This window comes from Gammaproteobacteria bacterium (assembly GCA_022340215.1).
Lineage (GTDB): Bacteria > Pseudomonadota > Gammaproteobacteria > JAJDOJ01 > JAJDOJ01 > JAJDOJ01.
Genome location: JAJDOJ010000004.1, coordinates 1 through 15,402, shown reverse-complemented (window position 1 = coordinate 15,402; position 15,402 = coordinate 1). Strand labels below are relative to the sequence as shown.

The window sequence follows — 15,402 nt, the reverse complement described above, 5'->3', positions numbered from 1 at the left end:
AGCCTGTCGTTCAGGAACCCTGCGGCTCGCAGGGCGAGGGAAATGTCGCAGAGAAGCGTCCAATCCACTCTCGCGCCGCCTGTTCCACGGTAATGTCCCTGCCCTGCGTGCGCCAGATTCCCAGCTTGTAGGACTCTATGTGACAGGCCTGCTCCAGCATGCGGCCTTCAAAAGCGTCAATCCTCGACTGAAAGCCGATACCCACCTCGTACCCGGACGGAAGGTCCTTCAGCGACACCACGAGACCCCGCAGCCGGCGCCACTCGCCGCAGATCCTGACATCCAGATCGATCGACAGACCCGGTCGATACGGTTTCTGGGAAATGAGGCGGACACCACCCAACCCGGGAATTTCCAGGCCTCGAAAGGCGGTGCCCTGAGCGTCGCGTACACTAACCCTGACGGGGATTTCCTTAGGGTGCGGAATGTAAGACTCATCGCCGGGGAGCATCGTCGGAGACGGCCTGTAGCCCAGCTCAACGGCCCTGAATCCACCCCCTTCGGTGCCCTGCTCGAACGGCATGGCCTGTTCCCCCCGTGATAATCCACCCTTCTTAAGAATCGCCGTCTGAACAGCGGGCCCCTTATAGATAGTTATGTTTGTAGTCCGATTTCGAAAAAAGTCCAGCAATAATTCAGTTAAATTCGGTCAGTTACGAATTACTATTAACAACTCGATTTAGGCCTGTGCGGGCCGGTGGCCTGGTTCATGCCGTCGAGTCGGGGAGACGAGCCCGTCCGGAAACCTGCATGCGTCCCGAGATCCTGCAGGTGGGCGCAGCCGGCGACCAGACAAGATTTCCACTCGGCACGTACCGGTCCATCAAGCGATCCCAGAGGGCGCCCGGTGCGTCGCTGAAGATCATTTCCAGCGTAGCCGGGACGACAAGCCAGTCCCCGTTCGACAGTTCCCCTGCGAGTTGACCCGGTCCCCAACCAGCGTAACCCACATAAACGCGCAGCTCCGATTCACTCTTGCCCTGAAGCAGCATTTTTTCGAGCGTGGACCGATCGCCGCTGAAATACAGATCGTCCAGAACATGTAGCGCCCGCGCGAGCCCTTCCGCATGCCTGACGAGAAACATGACGCGATTCATGCCGACAGGACCGCCAAAGTAGACCGGATACGCCCGCTCGGTTACCTTCCCCACCTCCGGCAGCACACGCTGCAGGGGGGTCACCGAGGCCCGGTTGATGATGATGCCGAACGATCCGCCGTCGTCGTGGGTGGTGAGTAGAATGACCGATTTGCGAAAGCGCGGATCGGACATGCCGCGCCTCGCCACCAGTAACATCCCCGCATCCGCATCGGCGTCCGCATGGACGCGAGGTGCGGCCGGCACCTCAGGGGCGTCGGTTCCGCCACCCACGGCGACGCCGACCCACTGAAAGCAGAGCAGAAGTGCCCAGAACGGCCAGCCGGTAAGGGAAATCTCAGGGTTCCGCATGATCCGACGCACGATGGTTTATATCCCCATGAATGTAGTCCAACCATAACCCGCCCGACATGACGATGACCGGATCGCAACTCAAGAATGCATTGACACGGTACATCTCGTTTACCCAGAGGAACTGTTCAGCAATCGCGGGCGCCGAACCCGTCGACATCCATCGCTACCAATTGATGAGGTTTCAGTAGTACGGAAATGGACCATAGGGATAGTAAGGTCCATAGTAGAAAAACGGGTCCCTCAGCACGGGATCGTAATAATAGGGATAGTAGACCTCGGGGGGCCAGAGATAGTAGGCCTCCACCGTAACGACAGGATACCGGTACCGGTATTTTCCGATTTCCCGTTCGGTCTCCCCCGAGACCTGCCCGAACACCGTCAGGAGACGCCCCTCCTGGTAGATCTCAGGGTCGATGAAGCCCGGGATACTGGCCAGGAAGCGCCCATCGCTCTTTCCACTGTCCAGGGGTCGCCCCTTGCGCTGCAGTGGCAGGCCCACCACTGCGATCTCCGTGGTGGACGCCAGGTTCTCCACCGCCACGATCTTCCCTCCCCAGCGCAGGGAGCGCCCCAGAAAGGCATGGATATCGGCCTTGACCGCTTGCAACGCAGGATTACCGTCGGGCGACTTGCGTATCAACGCGGGCACCTGACTCGAGCATCCGGATCCAAGGGCCACGACAAGCAGCATGGCCACGAATTGCAGCATGCACCGCAACGGCGCCCCGGGTGAATTTCGATACATCTCCATGGGATCTTCCGCTTCCTACGCCCCCGGTGGCGCCGGGAAACAACAGGGCACCCCGACCGATTCGAGCCACGCCAGGAATTTTACCAGAGTGCCGGACACAATCCGGCCAGCTCCCGCGCATCCTGGAGTCGGACATCGCAATCGGGTATGTTCACCCGCCGCTTTCACCTGGAAATGTCCATTCCCGACGCTCCAAGCACACTCCCATGACGCAAGAGACACTAAGGCGATTGCCGGAAAATGGCGTACCGGATCGCGCCGGATTTTCGTTCGTCATCAAGGCGCGACAACAGGCGCATAGTCGATCTATGGAACGGTTGTCGCAACACAGAGGACGGACGACAAAGACAAGCAGGATGGTATGTCATTTGACAGAAATCGCCTTATCTCTCCATCCGGAGTTTAGGGCTTTTGCGACATGCCCCACAGAGGGGTCGGGCAGTCATGGAATCCCGCGCGCAAAAAAAACGGAGGCGTGTGCCTCCGTTCATTTCAGACGAGATTATTGTTGGTTATTCCTTCAAAGACAGGGCTCATGGCCCGCATCCCACAACGCCCTGAAGCGGTGGGAAATCACCGTCCCCGATCATTTTCCCGTCCCTATTAGACCGGATTCCGCAGCGCAAGACATCCTTGCACCAAATTGCGCCGCCATCCGGCTTGATGCTTCCTTTTCGTCCGTTCGGACCGGCGAGAGCATACACCCCTTACGGATCATGTCAATTCCTGGTCTTAGGCGATTGCCGGAAAATGGCATACCAGATTACGCCGGATTTTCGTTCGTCATCAAGGCGCGACATCAGGCGCATAGTCTAACTATGTCACTGTTGTCGCAACACAGAGGACGGACGAAAAGACAAGCAGGATGGTATGTCATTTGACAGAAATCGCCTTAGCTCTCCCGTTCGCCTGGGACTCTGTGGCATGATGCCGAATCGCCGGCTCAAGCACCGGCCAAGACGCCCGCCACAGAGTCCGAGATTGGCCCGCTCCCGTGAATCCAGCCATCCACATCGCGAACCTGACCTTTCGATACGCCACTCCCCCGGTTCTCGACCACGTCGATCTGGAGGTTCGCGAAGGCGAGTTTCTCGGTCTGGTCGGACCCAACGGCGGCGGCAAGAGCACGCTGCTGAAGATCGTCCTCGGACTGCTGAAACCGGAGAGCGGCACCGTGGAGGTCCTGGGAAAGCCGCCCTCGATCGGTCGCGAGTCCATCGGCTACGTTCCACAGTTCGCTACCTTCCGCCGCGACTTCCCGATCTCGGTGGAAGATACCGTCCTGCTGGGGCGCCTCGGCAAGGGCGGCGCGATGGGACCGTTCGGACGCCGCGACCGTGAGATCGCGAGACAGGCCATGCGCGAGACCCGCATCTCGGATCTGCACGGCCGCCCGATCGAGACGCTCTCGGGGGGACAACTGCAACGTACCCTGGTGGCCCGCGCCCTGGCCTGCGAGCCCGAGATTCTGCTCCTGGACGAACCTACCGCCAACATCGACCAGCGCGGGGAAATGGACATCTTCGATCTGTTCGAGTCACTCAACCAGCGCCTGACCATCGTACTGGTCTCGCACGACATCGCCTTCATCTCGAAGTACGTCCATCGCGTGGCCTGCCTCAACCAGACCCTGGTCTGCCACCAGACCGAGAACATCAATGGCGAGATCATCAGCGAACTGTACGGCGAGCCGATGCGCATCATCCACCACAACCACGGTTGACGAGGCAACCCGTGGATTTCCTTGCGTCGCTCGCCGATTATGCCTTTCTTCGCAACGCCCTTTTCGGCGGCCTGCTTGCCAGTGCGGCATGCGGCCTGATGGGTCCCTATGTGGTGGTCCGGCGTATCGGTTACGTTGCCGGCGGTATCGCCCATTCCGTCCTGGGCGGCATGGGACTCGCCTATTTTCTCGGCGGTAGCCCCATCTGGGGGGCACTGGCCGCGGCTCTGGCAGCGGCGATGATCATCGGCTGGGTCAGCCTGCGGGCAAGCGAGCAGGAGGATACGCTGATCGGCGCGGTTTGGGCGGTGGGGATGGCCGTGGGCATCATGTTCATCACGCAGACCCCCGGGTACAACGCGGACCTGATGAGCTATCTCTTCGGGAGCATCCTGCTGATTCCCGACCGCGACCTCTGGCTGCTCGCCTCGCTGGTCGGTCTGATGGGCCTGGTGGTCGCGCTGTTCTACAAGCAGTTTCTCGCCATCGCCTTCGACCCCGAGTTCGCACGCATCCGCGGCGTGCGCGTCGAACTCATGTATCTCCTGCTGCTGTGCCTGATCGCCCTGACGGTCGTCGTGCTGGTACAGGTCGTCGGCCTGGTCCTGGTGATCGCACTGCTGACCCTGCCGGCCGCGCTGGCGGCCCGTTTCGTTCGCTCATTGTTCGCCATGATGGTGATCGCGACGATATTGGGCGTGATCTTCACGACCAGTGGTCTGGCGGTGTCGTTCCAGCGGGACCTGCCGGCGGGGGCCACCATCATACTCATCGCCGGCAGTGCGTACTTCATCGTCAGCCTGGCCGGCCCGCTGACCCGGCGGATCGGGTCGAGGTAATTCATCCCCCTACGCGGCCCCATTGCGCCTCGAGACGCTTCGCGGAGACGGGCAGGGCGGTCCCCAGCGCCTGGGCGAATAACGAGACACGGAATTCCTCGACCATCCAGCGAAAGCGGACGAATTCTGGATCGTCCGCCAACCGGGGGAGATCCATCGCGTCCAGGCATCGGCCCCACCAGGGGGCGAGCCGAGCCATGAGCCTGGAGTCCCGGGACGGATCGACGGCGAGCCCGTCGAGGCGGCGCTCCGCCGCCTTCAGATAACGCGGCAGGTGGACCAGCCATTCGCCCGGCGTCTCTTCCAGAAACCCCGGGCAGACCAAGCGTCCCAACTGCCCCTCGATATCCGGCAGGGCTTTGAGCCATGCGGGCGAATGCCGGCCGGCCAGACGTACGCGCAACGACCGGTGCGCCGCCAGGATAATGGAGGCCAGGCGAACAAGTTCCGCATACGCCGCGCAGAGCTGCTGCTTGCCATCCGCCAACGCGACCTCGAACGCGGCCCGGTCGCGAGGCAGGTCGCGCCCCTCGAGGAACGCCCGCCGGAGCGCCGCCGCCGCCAGATCCTGCTTGAGCGCCTCGCAACTGCCCGTGCCGCGGTAGTCGAGGCACAGGGCGCGAAGCGCTGGCGATCCCCGCTGGAGTGCCCTGGTCTGCTCCGGCAGCGTCAACTGATAGAGGCGCAACAGGCCTGCCCTGCTCTCGCGGATCGCCTTTTCCTCGGTGTCCACGTGGCGCAGCCGCAGTTGTTCCCCGTCGACCGCCAGCGCCGGATAGGCCTTGACGGTGACCCCGGCCTGCACGATTTCAACCGGATCCAGCAAGCGGCCGAAGTCCCAGCCGGTCACCGTTTCACCTTCGCTCGATTGGGGGGCAATCTCCGCGAACCCGGCCTGAACGCGATCACCCAACTGCTCCCGGAGTGCCTCGAGGTCCCGCCCGATGCCAAGCGTTTCTCCCCGAACGTCCACGACCCGGAACCGGAGTCGCAGATGCTCGGGAATCGGCAGTTGCGGCCAGAGCGCCGTGTCGACGCGCTCGCCCGTCATGCGCAGCAGTTCGCGCGACAACCTTTCATGCAGATTGCCTGCGGGCGTCAGGGCCTCTGCGCAGGCCCGCGCGAAATCCGTGGCGGGAACGAAGTGACGCCGCAGTGCCTTGGGAAGTGCGCGGATCAGGGCGGTGAGCTTTTCTTCCAGCAGGCCGGGCACCAGCCATTCGCAACGCTCGCCGTCGATCTGATTGAGCATCGCGAGCGGAACGACCAGCGTCACGCCGTCACCCGCATCCCCCGGCTCGAAACGATACTCCAGCGCAAGCGACGCGCCTGCGACCGACAGGGAATCCGGGAACCGTTCCTCGGTCACCAAGGCGGCGTCGTGGCGCATCAGGTCTTCACGGGTCAGGAGCAGACACCGGTCGTGTTCCGGATCATTCAGCCACCGCTCGAACGTCCTGCCGTTGTTGATGTCAGCGGGCAGACGCTCGGCGTAGAAACGGTGCAGCGCGTCCTCGTCGACGAGGATGTCGCGTCGTCGGGACCGCGCCTCCTTCTCGTGGATCGCCTCGATCAGGCGGGCATTGCTCTCGAAGAAACGCGCCCGTGTGCGGTAACGCCCAGCCACGAGCGCCTCGCGGATAAAGATCTCGCGGGAGACCTCCGGGTCGATGGTGCCGTAATTGACCCGCCGGCGCGGGACGAGGGTGAGGCCATACAGGGTCACGCGCTCGAACGCGGCCACCGAGGCCCGCCGGGGTTGCCAGTGTGGCTCGAGGTATTCGCGCTTGACCAGGTGTCCGGCGGCGCGCTCGACCCAGCCGGGCTCTATCCGTGCCACCGTCCGCGCATAGAGGCGGCGGGTCTCCGCCAGTGCCGCCGCCATCACCCATTTCGGGGGACGCGAAGCCAGCGGGGAACCGGGAAAGATATGGAACCTGCGCCCGCGCGCCCCCAGGTATTCCCGCCGCTCGTCCAGAAAACCGACGTGACCCAGCAGGCCGGTCAGTATCGCCTGGTGGAGCCTGGCGTAGTCGCTGTCCTCCCTGTTCTCTCGCATCCCCATGTCGAGGACCGTGGAGCGGAGCTGGGTGTGGAGGTCCCACCACTCCCTGAGCCGGATCCAGGAAACGAAGTTCCGCGCGCAGAGCTTCCTCATCTGGGACTTCGACAGGTGCCTGGCCTGCTCGTGAAAGTAGTCCCACATCCGCAGAAAGGCGACGAAATCGGATCGTTCGTCACTGAACTGCTTGTGGGCCTCGTCCGCCGCCTCGCGCTGCTCCAGCGGGCGTTCCCGCGGATCCTGCGCCTCCAGGGCACTGACGATCACCAGCACCTCTCGCAGACACCCGAGGTCCCGGCCGGCGAGCACCATGCGTCCGAGTCGCGGGTCCACCGGAAGACGCGCCAGCACCCGACCGGCCCCGGTAAGGTGACGGTCGCCGTCCATTGCGCCGAGTTCCTGCAGCAGGCGGTACCCGTCACTGACGAATCGCCGGTCGGGCGCCTCCACGAAAGGAAACGTCTCGATGTCGCCAAGTCCCTGCTCGCTCATGCGCAGGATCACGGCAGCGAGATTGGTCCTCAGGATCTCAGGATCGGTAAACTGCGGGCGCGACGAATAGGATTCTTCGTCGTAGAGCCGAACGCACACCCCCGGACCGGTCCGCCCACAACGTCCCGCTCGCTGGTCGGCAGAGGCCCGGGAGACGGGCTCTATCGGCAGTCGCTGCACCTTGGCCCGAACGCTATACCGACTGATCCGCGCCGTTCCGGTGTCGATCACATAGCGAATGCCTGGAACCGTGAGCGAGGTCTCCGCCACGTTGGTCGCCAGGACGATGCGCATGGCCTGGTGGGGGTCGAACACGCGCTGCTGCTCCCGGGCGGACAGCCGGGCGTAGAGCGGGAGGACCTCAGCGCCCCTCGGGTGGTGCTTTCGCAGGGCCTCGGCGGTCTCACGGATCTGCCGCTCTCCGGGGAGAAAGACGAGCGTGTCGCCGCGCCCATGCCTCTCCAACTCATCAACGGCGTCCAGGATCCCGCCCTGCAGGCCGCGGGCTTCGGACTCCGCGACGGGCCGGTAGCGGGTCTCCACGGGCCAGGTCCGCCCCGAGACCTCGATCACCGGGGCGTCGTTGAAATGCCGGGAGAAGCGTTCGGGATCGATGGTCGCCGAGGTGACGATCAGTCTCAGGTCCGGCCGCCGCGGCAGGATGGACTTCAGATAGCCGAGCAGGAAGTCGATATTCAGGCTGCGCTCGTGCGCCTCGTCGATGATCAGGGTGTCATACCGGCGCAGCAGGCGGTCACCCTGGGTCTCCGCCAGCAGGATGCCGTCGGTCATGACCTTGATGTAGGCGTCCCTGGCGGTACGATCGTTGAATCGGACCTTGTAGCCGACCAGCGCCCCGGATTCGGACCCCAGTTCCTCGGCGATCCGTCGCGCCACGCTGCGCGCGGCGATCCTTCGCGGCTGAGTATGACCGATCATGCCGGGCACCCCGCGGCCCAGCGTCAGACAGATCTTCGGCAACTGCGTCGTCTTTCCCGAGCCCGTCTCCCCGCAGACCACCACGACGGGATGCGCCCGGATTGCCGCGGCGATCTCGGATCGTTTCCCGCTGACCGGCAGATCCTCGGGAAATTCAGGGCACGGAAGGTTCCTCTCGCGCAGGGCGCGCGTTTGCGACGAACGGGCAATCTCCCCGGCGATCCGATTCAGTTCGGTCCGGGCCTTTGTCCCGGGCATCCCGCGAACACCCCGCAGCGCGCGACGCAGGCGGGGCTGGTCGAAGGCCATGCACGCGGCGACGCCATCCTCCAGTGCCTTCGTTCGAGACCACTGTATCAATCGGGTGCTTTCCTCGATGAGATATCACCTCAATCCCGATATCCTGTCGGCCGATCGGGAACAACGGCAAGACGCGACACTGCATGCCACCGTCCGGTTATTATGGCGCCAATCGCTTGGGACAACCGACAGATGAAATCGATACTTCACGGGACCACGGGGCCGGGCAACATCGTGGATAGCGGGGGGATCGTCACGCCGACTGTGCGCGAGAGTCGGCGAACCCGCAAAGTGCAATTGCGCATCAGCGCCCGCGAAGGACTGGAGATCGTCGTACCCCAGGGCTTCGACAGAAGCCTTCTTCCCGGCATCCTGGAATCGCACCGGGACTGGATCAGGCGCATGCAGGGAAGGGTGGAAAAGGAGCGCCGGCAACTTCCCGCCGGGTTCTTCCAGCCGCTGCCGGAAACCGTGTCGTTGCAGGCCATCGGGCGAACCTATGAAGTCATCTACCGGGAATCGAAGGCGCGCCGATTCCGGGTCCGGTCGTTTCCCGAGCGTGTGCTCGTAGAGGGTCCCGAAAGGGACATCGAGCGGTTGCGCGCCGCCCTGCGTGGCTGGCTGCACACAATGGCCGGGGCGCATCTTCGCGACTGGCTGGCCCAAACCGGGAAGGAAACCGGACTCCGCTACGGGACTTGCAGGATTCGAAACCAGAAGACCCGCTGGGGCAGTTGCTCCCGGGATGGCAACATCAATCTCAACTGCAAGCTCCTGTTCCTCACCGAGGAACTGGTCCGCTACGTGTTGGTCCATGAGCTGTGTCACACACGCCAGATGAACCACTCGCCGGCATTCTGGGCCCTGGTGGAACGTATGGTGCCAGGGTCCCGCCGCCTGGACCGCGAACTGCGGGCAGCCTGGCGGATGGTCCCGCAATGGGCAGAACGCTGAACCGCGCGGCGCGATCCGCGCCGCATCCCACCGCGCAACGCCGCACAGCTATTTCATCAACGCCTTCGCACTCTCGTCCATGCGGTCGGGCACCTCGGATATCTGCATGAACTGACCCATGGAAAGATCTGGAAACATCAACGCGATTCGATATCGACCGGGCAGATAGACGACCTGCTCGCCGGCAACCAGCAGTTCCCAAGGCAGCGCGGCGGTCGATTTCGGCGTGGCGATGTCGATCTTTCCCATGATGTTCCTGATCTCTCCCCGCCATTCACCACCGTGGAGCTGCACACCGAATACCGTCTGCTCGTTGCCCACGTCGACCTTCCAAATCTGCCTCATGTCGGAGTCCGCTGAGGCGAGCGCCTTTTCCAATGCAGCAACGGCGGCGGCGTGGGAATCGAACTTGCCGATGATTTCGCGATCCTTGAAGTAGGGCATCAGCATCATGTAGTGATACTTGGTCAGCTTTTTCTTCTGCAACCCCTGCGCGCCGAAGGATTCCCCCCCTCCCAGGGCGTCCCGAAGCTGTTTCGCGACCCCCTCGAGCTCCCCGATCGAATAGGCATAACCGATATAGGTCGGATTGGTGTAACTGACCTCGATGTCCCCGTCGTTGTCGGTGACGGCAACGCGCATCACACCCCCAAAACCACCGTACTCGGCTCCCGCCGCCGCCTTTTTCAGATCCCGCGAGGTCACACCGATAATCGTTGCGGTTCCTTCCCCGTAGGGATCGTACTGCCCAACGACATCCAGGCCAGCGGCCTTGAGTTTCGCTATCACGCTCGCTGTAGCCGAGGAGACAGACTCGCCCGCCGGGGCCCCGAGCACGAATGGTTTGTACGCCTCGCCGCCCATCGCGGTGAGGGAGACCATAACGAGAAGCAGAAATCCCGCCGATCGAATGAAACGGATCCCGACATTCATTGCCATACCTCCTTGATCGGGTTGTCGATGGCGCCTGCGAATGCGCCCGTCAGAATAATAACAAATCCCGGCTGCCGAACCCTGCGGCCCGTTTCAGGCGGGGATATCCTGAAGAGCCCGCGAATTACATCTTTCGGATCGCAGTCCCAGCCGTAGCGATGACGCCTACTGTAACCGAATAGGAGCGGAGGTGTTCATGGCGTGCATAACCCGCGCGGCGAACCGGCAGCGTTGGCGCGATCGCATCGAGGCCTGGCGAGACAGTGGGCTGACCCAGCACGATTATTGTGCCCGACACGAGTTGACGTTCAGCAGTTTTCAGCGCGGGCGGCGGATTTTCCGGTGCGGGGTGTCGAGAATGCCACTCCCCATCTGTGCGGGCAATTCGTTCCGGTACGACCGGTAAGCGAGTCGCAGAGCGGATCCGGGTTGGTGTTGGAGGTCAATGAGGCACTGCGCCTAGAAGTGGCTTACGGGTTTGATACAACGACGCTGCACCGCCAAACGGTGCAGAATCGCACCTGCCGCAATCGACGTAGCGGCATGTACGGGATGCGCCTCGCCGCCGAAAACGGGTCTCGAGATTCACGTTGATGCAGGTATTGATCGTCGAAGACGACGCCCGAACGGCGCAATACATCGCCAGGGGACTGGTGCAGAGCGGCCACCGTACAATCCACACCGGTGACGGCAACGAAGGACTGCGCCTTGCGCTTGCCGGTGACCATGACTGCATCGTGATGGACCGCATGCTCCCCGGTGTCGAGGGACTGGCCATCCTCCAGGAATTGCGCCGCGCGGGCATCGCCACGCCGGTACTGATTCTCAGCGCGCTGGGCGAGGTCGACGACCGGGTCCGCGGACTGCGTTCCGGCGCGGACGACTATCTCGTGAAACCATTCGCCTTTCCGGAATTGCTGGCAAGGCTTGAGGTGCTCGCGCGCCGGGGCGATCCCGGCGGGGAGCAGACCCGATTTCGGGTCGCAGACCTGAAACTCGACCGCCTGACCCATGCGGTCTCCCGCGCCGGACGCGAGATCAGCCTGCAACCACGGGAATTCCGGCTGCTCGAGTATCTGATGCGCAATGCGGGACGGATCGTGACACGTTCCATGCTGCTCGAGAACGTCTGGGACTACCACTTCGATCCTCAGACCAACGTGATCGATGTCCACGTGAGTCGGTTGCGGGGCAAGATCGACAAGGGTTTCGATCTACCGTTGCTCCACACCGTGCGGGGTGCGGGTTACTGTCTGAAGGACCCTTCCCCTTGAGCGGCCGGTTGCTGCGCAGTTCCTCCTTTCGACTGGCGCTGGTCTACATGCTCCTGTTCAGCGCCTCGGTGCTGATCCTGCTCGGTTTCATCTACTGGTCCACGTCCACCTACATGGCCGAACAGACCGATGCGACCATCGAGGCGGAGATCGCGGGGCTGGCCGAGCGCTACGAACTGGACGGACTGCCGGGCCTGCTCGACTCAATCAAAGAACGCGTATCGCGCCGTCCGGTGGGCCTCTCGGTCTGCCTGCTGGCCACGTCCACGTACGCACCGCTGGCGGGGAACCTCGACCGTTGGCCTGACATCGCGGAGGACGACCGGGGATGGATCGACTTTCAGATCGAGGGGGCGGGCGGGGAGGCCGGGGAGAAACACCGAGCCCGCGCCAGGAGCTTCCGCCTGCAAGGCGGTTTCAGGCTCCTCGTGGGTCGGGACATCCATGAGCTCGAGGACACCAGACGCACGATCGTCCGCGCCCTGGTCTGGGGGCTTCTGGTCACGGTGGTCCTGGCCGTGGCCGGCGGGGCCATGATCAGCCGCAGCACTATCCGCCGCCTGGAAACGATCAACGCCGCGAGTCGCGAGATCATGAGCGGGGACCTGTCCAGACGCATCCCGACGCGCGGCACCGGGGATGATTTCGATGTCCTGGCGGACAATCTGAATGCCATGCTGTCCCGCATCCAGACGCTGATGGAAGACGTCGCACGGGTCTCGGACAACATCTCCCACGATCTGCGCACGCCGCTCGCGCGCCTGCGGAACGATCTTCAGGACCTGCTCGCGGGGTCCCCGCTGGACATCCGCTGGCGCGATCGGGCCGAGCAGGCGCTGGAAGAGGCCGACGGGATCCTGTCCACCTTCAATTCCCTGATGCGTATCGCCAGGATCGAGTCCTCGGCGCAGCGCGCGAACTTTACCGAGCTTGACCTCGACCGGCTGGCAAGGGACGTGGTCGAGCTGTACGAGCCTCTGGCCGAGGAAAAGGGTCAGACCCTGATGGTGGATACTGTGCCGGATACGCGCGTCACGGGTGACCGGGACCTGCTGTTCCAGGCGATCGCAAACCTGCTGGACAACGCGATCAAGTACACCCCGGGTGGCGGTCGCATCGACGTCGCCCTGGACGATAGTGACGGCGGACCGCGCCTGATCGTCGCCGACAACGGCCCGGGTGTCCCGGAAGGGGAACGCTCGGAGGTGTTCAAGCGCTTCTACCGTTGCGAGCGAAGCCGCACGACCTCGGGTAACGGGCTGGGCCTGAGCCTGGTCGCCGCCGCGGCCAAGATCCACGACATCGAAGTGTCGCTGGAGGACAACCATCCGGGTCTTCGGGTCGTTTGCCGGTTTACCCGGGTAGATTGAGGCCCACCAGGGGGCACCCGATGGCCGGTCAGGATCTGGCGGTCAGGAGTTCGTCCGCCCGGCGAGCGAAACCCGAACCCGCGTCTTCGTAGAAATTGAACACAACGTCCACACCCACGTCCTTGAGTTCCTGCTCCTGGTCGGAATGCCGGGCGGACGCCGCGATGAGACGGTCCGCGCGCCCCCACTCCCGCATGAGTTCGGCGACGATTACATTCGCGGCATGATCGCCCATGGCGAGTAACACAACCTGGATTTCGTTCTCCATCACGGCGCGATCCTCGAAATCCGAGTCCGTGGCATCGCCGACGAACACGTTGCGGCCGACGGCGACGTTCGCCGACACGACCTCCGGATCGTGGTCCATTCCGATCACCACCTCGCCGTGCTTGTCGTTCAGATAGTCGTAGGCCCCCTGACCGACCCGCCCCATCCCGATGACCGCGATGCGCGCCTGTCCCGGATCGATCGGCCCGTCCCCGGGAATCCGCTCCTCCCCTTCGAAACGCTTCAACCACTCCCGGTAGCGCGCAAAGAGATCGTGACCGAGTGTATTCAATGGAGAAGCGAGCGCGAAGGTCAGCGAGACAGCCACCGCCAGCGTCGCCAGCCACTCCTGTTCCAGCCAGCCGTTCGCGACACCGATGCCGCCGACGATCAATCCGAACTCACTGTAGTTGGCAAGGCTGAGCGAACCCAGCGTCGCGGTCCTGGCGCGCAGCCTGAAACGGGTCATCAGCAGATAGTAGAGCGCCACCTTCAGGGGCACGACGAACACCAAGACCAGCGCCACACCGACCTGCCCCGGCGTCGGCGTCCCGGCGAGCCCGATGGTCAGGAAGAAGGCCACGAGAAACAAGTCCTTGAAGCCCAGGAGGGCGCCGGACAGCTCCGCGGACTTCGGATGGCCGGCCAACATCGCACCGAGCAGCAGGGCGCCGAGATCCGCCTTCAGGCCTACCAGGTCGAACAGGCCTGCGGCGGCGATGGGAAACAGCCAGCCGAGCAGGACGAACAGTTCTCCGTGCCCCACCCGGTCCATCAGTCGGAACAGCAGGGGCCGCAGGAGGATGAGCCCGAACAGGGCGAAGGCCCAGGGAGACGGCAACTTGCCGGAGGAAAAGGCAATGAAAATGACCGCCAGCAGGTCCTGCATGATCAGGATCCCGATGGCGATGCGTCCGTGCAGTGATCCGTTCTCGCCCTTTTCCTCGAGGACCTTGACCGCGAATACGGTACTGGAGAAGCTGAGCGCAAAACTCAGCAGCAGCGCGAGCGGAAGGTCCAGCCCGGCCACGGCTGACCATCCCGCCGTTCGCAGCGCGAGGATGCCCATGGCCAGGACGACGACGGTGACGCCCATGTGCAGGGTGGTCACGGCCCAGATCTCCGGCCTGAGCAGGTTCTTGATCTTCAGCTTGAGTCCGATACTGAAAAGGAGCAGCGTGACGCCAAAGTTCGCGACGGTTTCCAGGTCTTCGTTGGACTCGATCCCGAATACGTGAAGAATGAAACCTGCGGCCAGGAATCCAACCATTGGCGGCAATCCGACCTGCTTGACGGCGAGACCGCAGAAGAACGCCGCGGCGATCAGGACAGGAATAAGTGGCAGATTCATAAGCTGACCGTTCAGGGTATCGTCGATGGGGGAGGCCGGCGTTCGGGATGCGGCGCCACCGTCAATCGCACGCCGCGCTCATTCGGATTCTGGATCGCAGACCCGATTGGGGTCCGGACATGCAAACCGCAAAAAAGATGGTTGCGGAGGCCCCCGATAGGGCATAATTTGGCATCGGAGCCTGCGCTCGACGCGGGGTGTCCATCAGATCTCGATTCCAGTGCCGTTGATTGAGTCCTGATTTCTCTTGCAAAACGGCGCAGAGAGCAAGTGATCGATGACCAATATCTATGTAGGAAACCTTCCGTACCAACTGACCGAGGATGAGTTGAGGGAGGCGTTTCTCCAGTTTGGAGAAGTTTCATCCGTCAAAATAATATCCGATCGCGATACCGGGCGCTCCAAGGGATTCGGTTTCGTGGAGATGGATGTGCAATCGGAAGCCGAAGAAGCCATCAAGCAGCTGGACGGTGCGGCACTCAAGGGAAGGAACCTGAAGGTCAACCAGGCCCGCCCGAAGGACGACAAACCCCGGCGACAGGAACGGTGGTAAGCCTAACCAACTAAGGCGATTGCCGGAAAATTGCATACCAGATCGCGCCGGATTTTCGTTCGTCATCAAGGCGCGACATCAGGCGCATAGTCGAACTATGTCACTGTTGTCGCAACACAGAGGACGGACGAAAAGACAAGCAG

12 protein-coding genes are annotated in these 15,402 nt (G+C 62.9%); 6 read left to right on the top strand and 6 right to left on the bottom strand.

All coding sequences use genetic code 11. From position 1 onward, the window contains the following. Positions 1-10 precede the first annotated feature (10 nt). The 3 genes from LJE91_00375 to LJE91_00365 form a co-directional block, all read right to left on the bottom strand. Entirely contained in the window at positions 11-523 is a 513-nt protein-coding gene (locus LJE91_00375) for a hypothetical protein (protein MCG6867219.1), read from the bottom strand. A gap of 184 nt (positions 524-707) precedes the next feature. Further along, positions 708-1,460 carry a YqgE/AlgH family protein gene (locus LJE91_00370; GenBank protein MCG6867218.1) on the bottom strand — a complete coding sequence of 251 codons (753 nt, stop codon included), beginning with the start codon at positions 1,458-1,460 and terminating at the stop codon, positions 708-710. 172 nt (positions 1,461-1,632) lie between these two features. Then, complete coding sequence (locus LJE91_00365) at positions 1,633-2,202, bottom strand: Slp family lipoprotein (GenBank protein MCG6867217.1); 570 nt, start codon at positions 2,200-2,202, stop codon at positions 1,633-1,635. A 994-nt stretch (positions 2,203-3,196) separates the two neighbouring features. On the opposite strand from LJE91_00365, the gene LJE91_00360 reads away from it, so the two are divergent. Together LJE91_00360 and LJE91_00355 are read left to right on the top strand one after the other, a co-directional pair. After that, positions 3,197-3,925: an ABC transporter ATP-binding protein gene (locus tag LJE91_00360; protein MCG6867216.1), complete on the top strand. Its 729-nt coding sequence runs from the start codon at positions 3,197-3,199 to the stop codon at positions 3,923-3,925. 11 nt (positions 3,926-3,936) lie between these two features. Beyond that, complete coding sequence (locus LJE91_00355) at positions 3,937-4,764, top strand: metal ABC transporter permease (protein MCG6867215.1); 828 nt, start codon at positions 3,937-3,939, stop codon at positions 4,762-4,764. Position 4,765: 1 nt separating this feature from the next. Here LJE91_00355 and hrpA read toward each other — a convergent pair whose 3' ends face one another. Beyond that, a complete protein-coding gene (gene hrpA, locus LJE91_00350; protein ID MCG6867214.1) occupies positions 4,766-8,617 on the bottom strand; it encodes an ATP-dependent RNA helicase HrpA in 3,852 nt (1,283 codons plus the stop codon). 132 nt (positions 8,618-8,749) lie between these two features. On the opposite strand from hrpA, the gene LJE91_00345 reads away from it, so the two are divergent. After that, positions 8,750-9,511 (top strand): M48 family metallopeptidase, encoded by a 762-nt coding sequence (locus LJE91_00345; protein MCG6867213.1) that lies wholly within the window; start codon positions 8,750-8,752, stop codon positions 9,509-9,511. A gap of 48 nt (positions 9,512-9,559) precedes the next feature. On the opposite strand, the gene LJE91_00340 is transcribed toward LJE91_00345, so the two are convergent. Next, positions 9,560-10,444, bottom strand: a complete 885-nt coding sequence (locus LJE91_00340; GenBank protein ID MCG6867212.1) for a hypothetical protein — start codon at positions 10,442-10,444, stop codon at positions 9,560-9,562. Positions 10,445-11,037: 593 nt separating this feature from the next. Between LJE91_00340 and LJE91_00335 the strand changes: the two genes are divergently transcribed. Both LJE91_00335 and LJE91_00330 read left to right on the top strand, forming a co-directional pair. Then, positions 11,038-11,718, top strand: coding sequence for a response regulator transcription factor (locus LJE91_00335; GenBank protein ID MCG6867211.1), 681 nt, complete (start codon positions 11,038-11,040; stop codon positions 11,716-11,718). Continuing rightward, positions 11,715-13,088, top strand: a complete 1,374-nt coding sequence (locus LJE91_00330) for a HAMP domain-containing protein (GenBank protein MCG6867210.1) — start codon at positions 11,715-11,717, stop codon at positions 13,086-13,088. Before LJE91_00335 ends, LJE91_00330 begins: the two co-directional genes overlap by 4 nt. Positions 13,089-13,116: 28 nt before the next feature. On the opposite strand, the gene LJE91_00325 is transcribed toward LJE91_00330, so the two are convergent. Beyond that, complete coding sequence (locus tag LJE91_00325) at positions 13,117-14,706, bottom strand: cation:proton antiporter (GenBank protein MCG6867209.1); 1,590 nt, start codon at positions 14,704-14,706, stop codon at positions 13,117-13,119. A 277-nt stretch (positions 14,707-14,983) separates the two neighbouring features. Here LJE91_00325 and LJE91_00320 point away from each other — a divergent pair, with 277 nt between their 5' ends. Next, positions 14,984-15,259 carry an RNA-binding protein gene (locus LJE91_00320; GenBank protein ID MCG6867208.1) on the top strand — a complete coding sequence of 92 codons (276 nt, stop codon included), beginning with the start codon at positions 14,984-14,986 and terminating at the stop codon, positions 15,257-15,259. The last annotated feature ends 143 nt before the right edge of the window (positions 15,260-15,402 follow it).

Excerpts from the sequence above, each read along its gene's own strand:
- LJE91_00340 (MCG6867212.1), bottom strand. The coding sequence starts at position 10,444 with ATGAATGTCGGGATCCGTTTCATTCGATCGGCGGGATTTCTGCTTCTC.
- LJE91_00325 (MCG6867209.1), bottom strand. The coding sequence starts at position 14,706 with ATGAATCTGCCACTTATTCCTGTCCTGATCGCCGCGGCGTTCTTCTGC.
- LJE91_00320 (MCG6867208.1), top strand. The coding sequence starts at position 14,984 with ATGACCAATATCTATGTAGGAAACCTTCCGTACCAACTGACCGAGGAT.
- LJE91_00335 (MCG6867211.1), top strand. The coding sequence starts at position 11,038 with ATGCAGGTATTGATCGTCGAAGACGACGCCCGAACGGCGCAATACATC.
- LJE91_00375 (MCG6867219.1), bottom strand. The coding sequence starts at position 523 with ATGCCGTTCGAGCAGGGCACCGAAGGGGGTGGATTCAGGGCCGTTGAG.
- LJE91_00365 (MCG6867217.1), bottom strand. The coding sequence starts at position 2,202 with ATGGAGATGTATCGAAATTCACCCGGGGCGCCGTTGCGGTGCATGCTG.
- LJE91_00345 (MCG6867213.1), top strand. The coding sequence starts at position 8,750 with ATGAAATCGATACTTCACGGGACCACGGGGCCGGGCAACATCGTGGAT.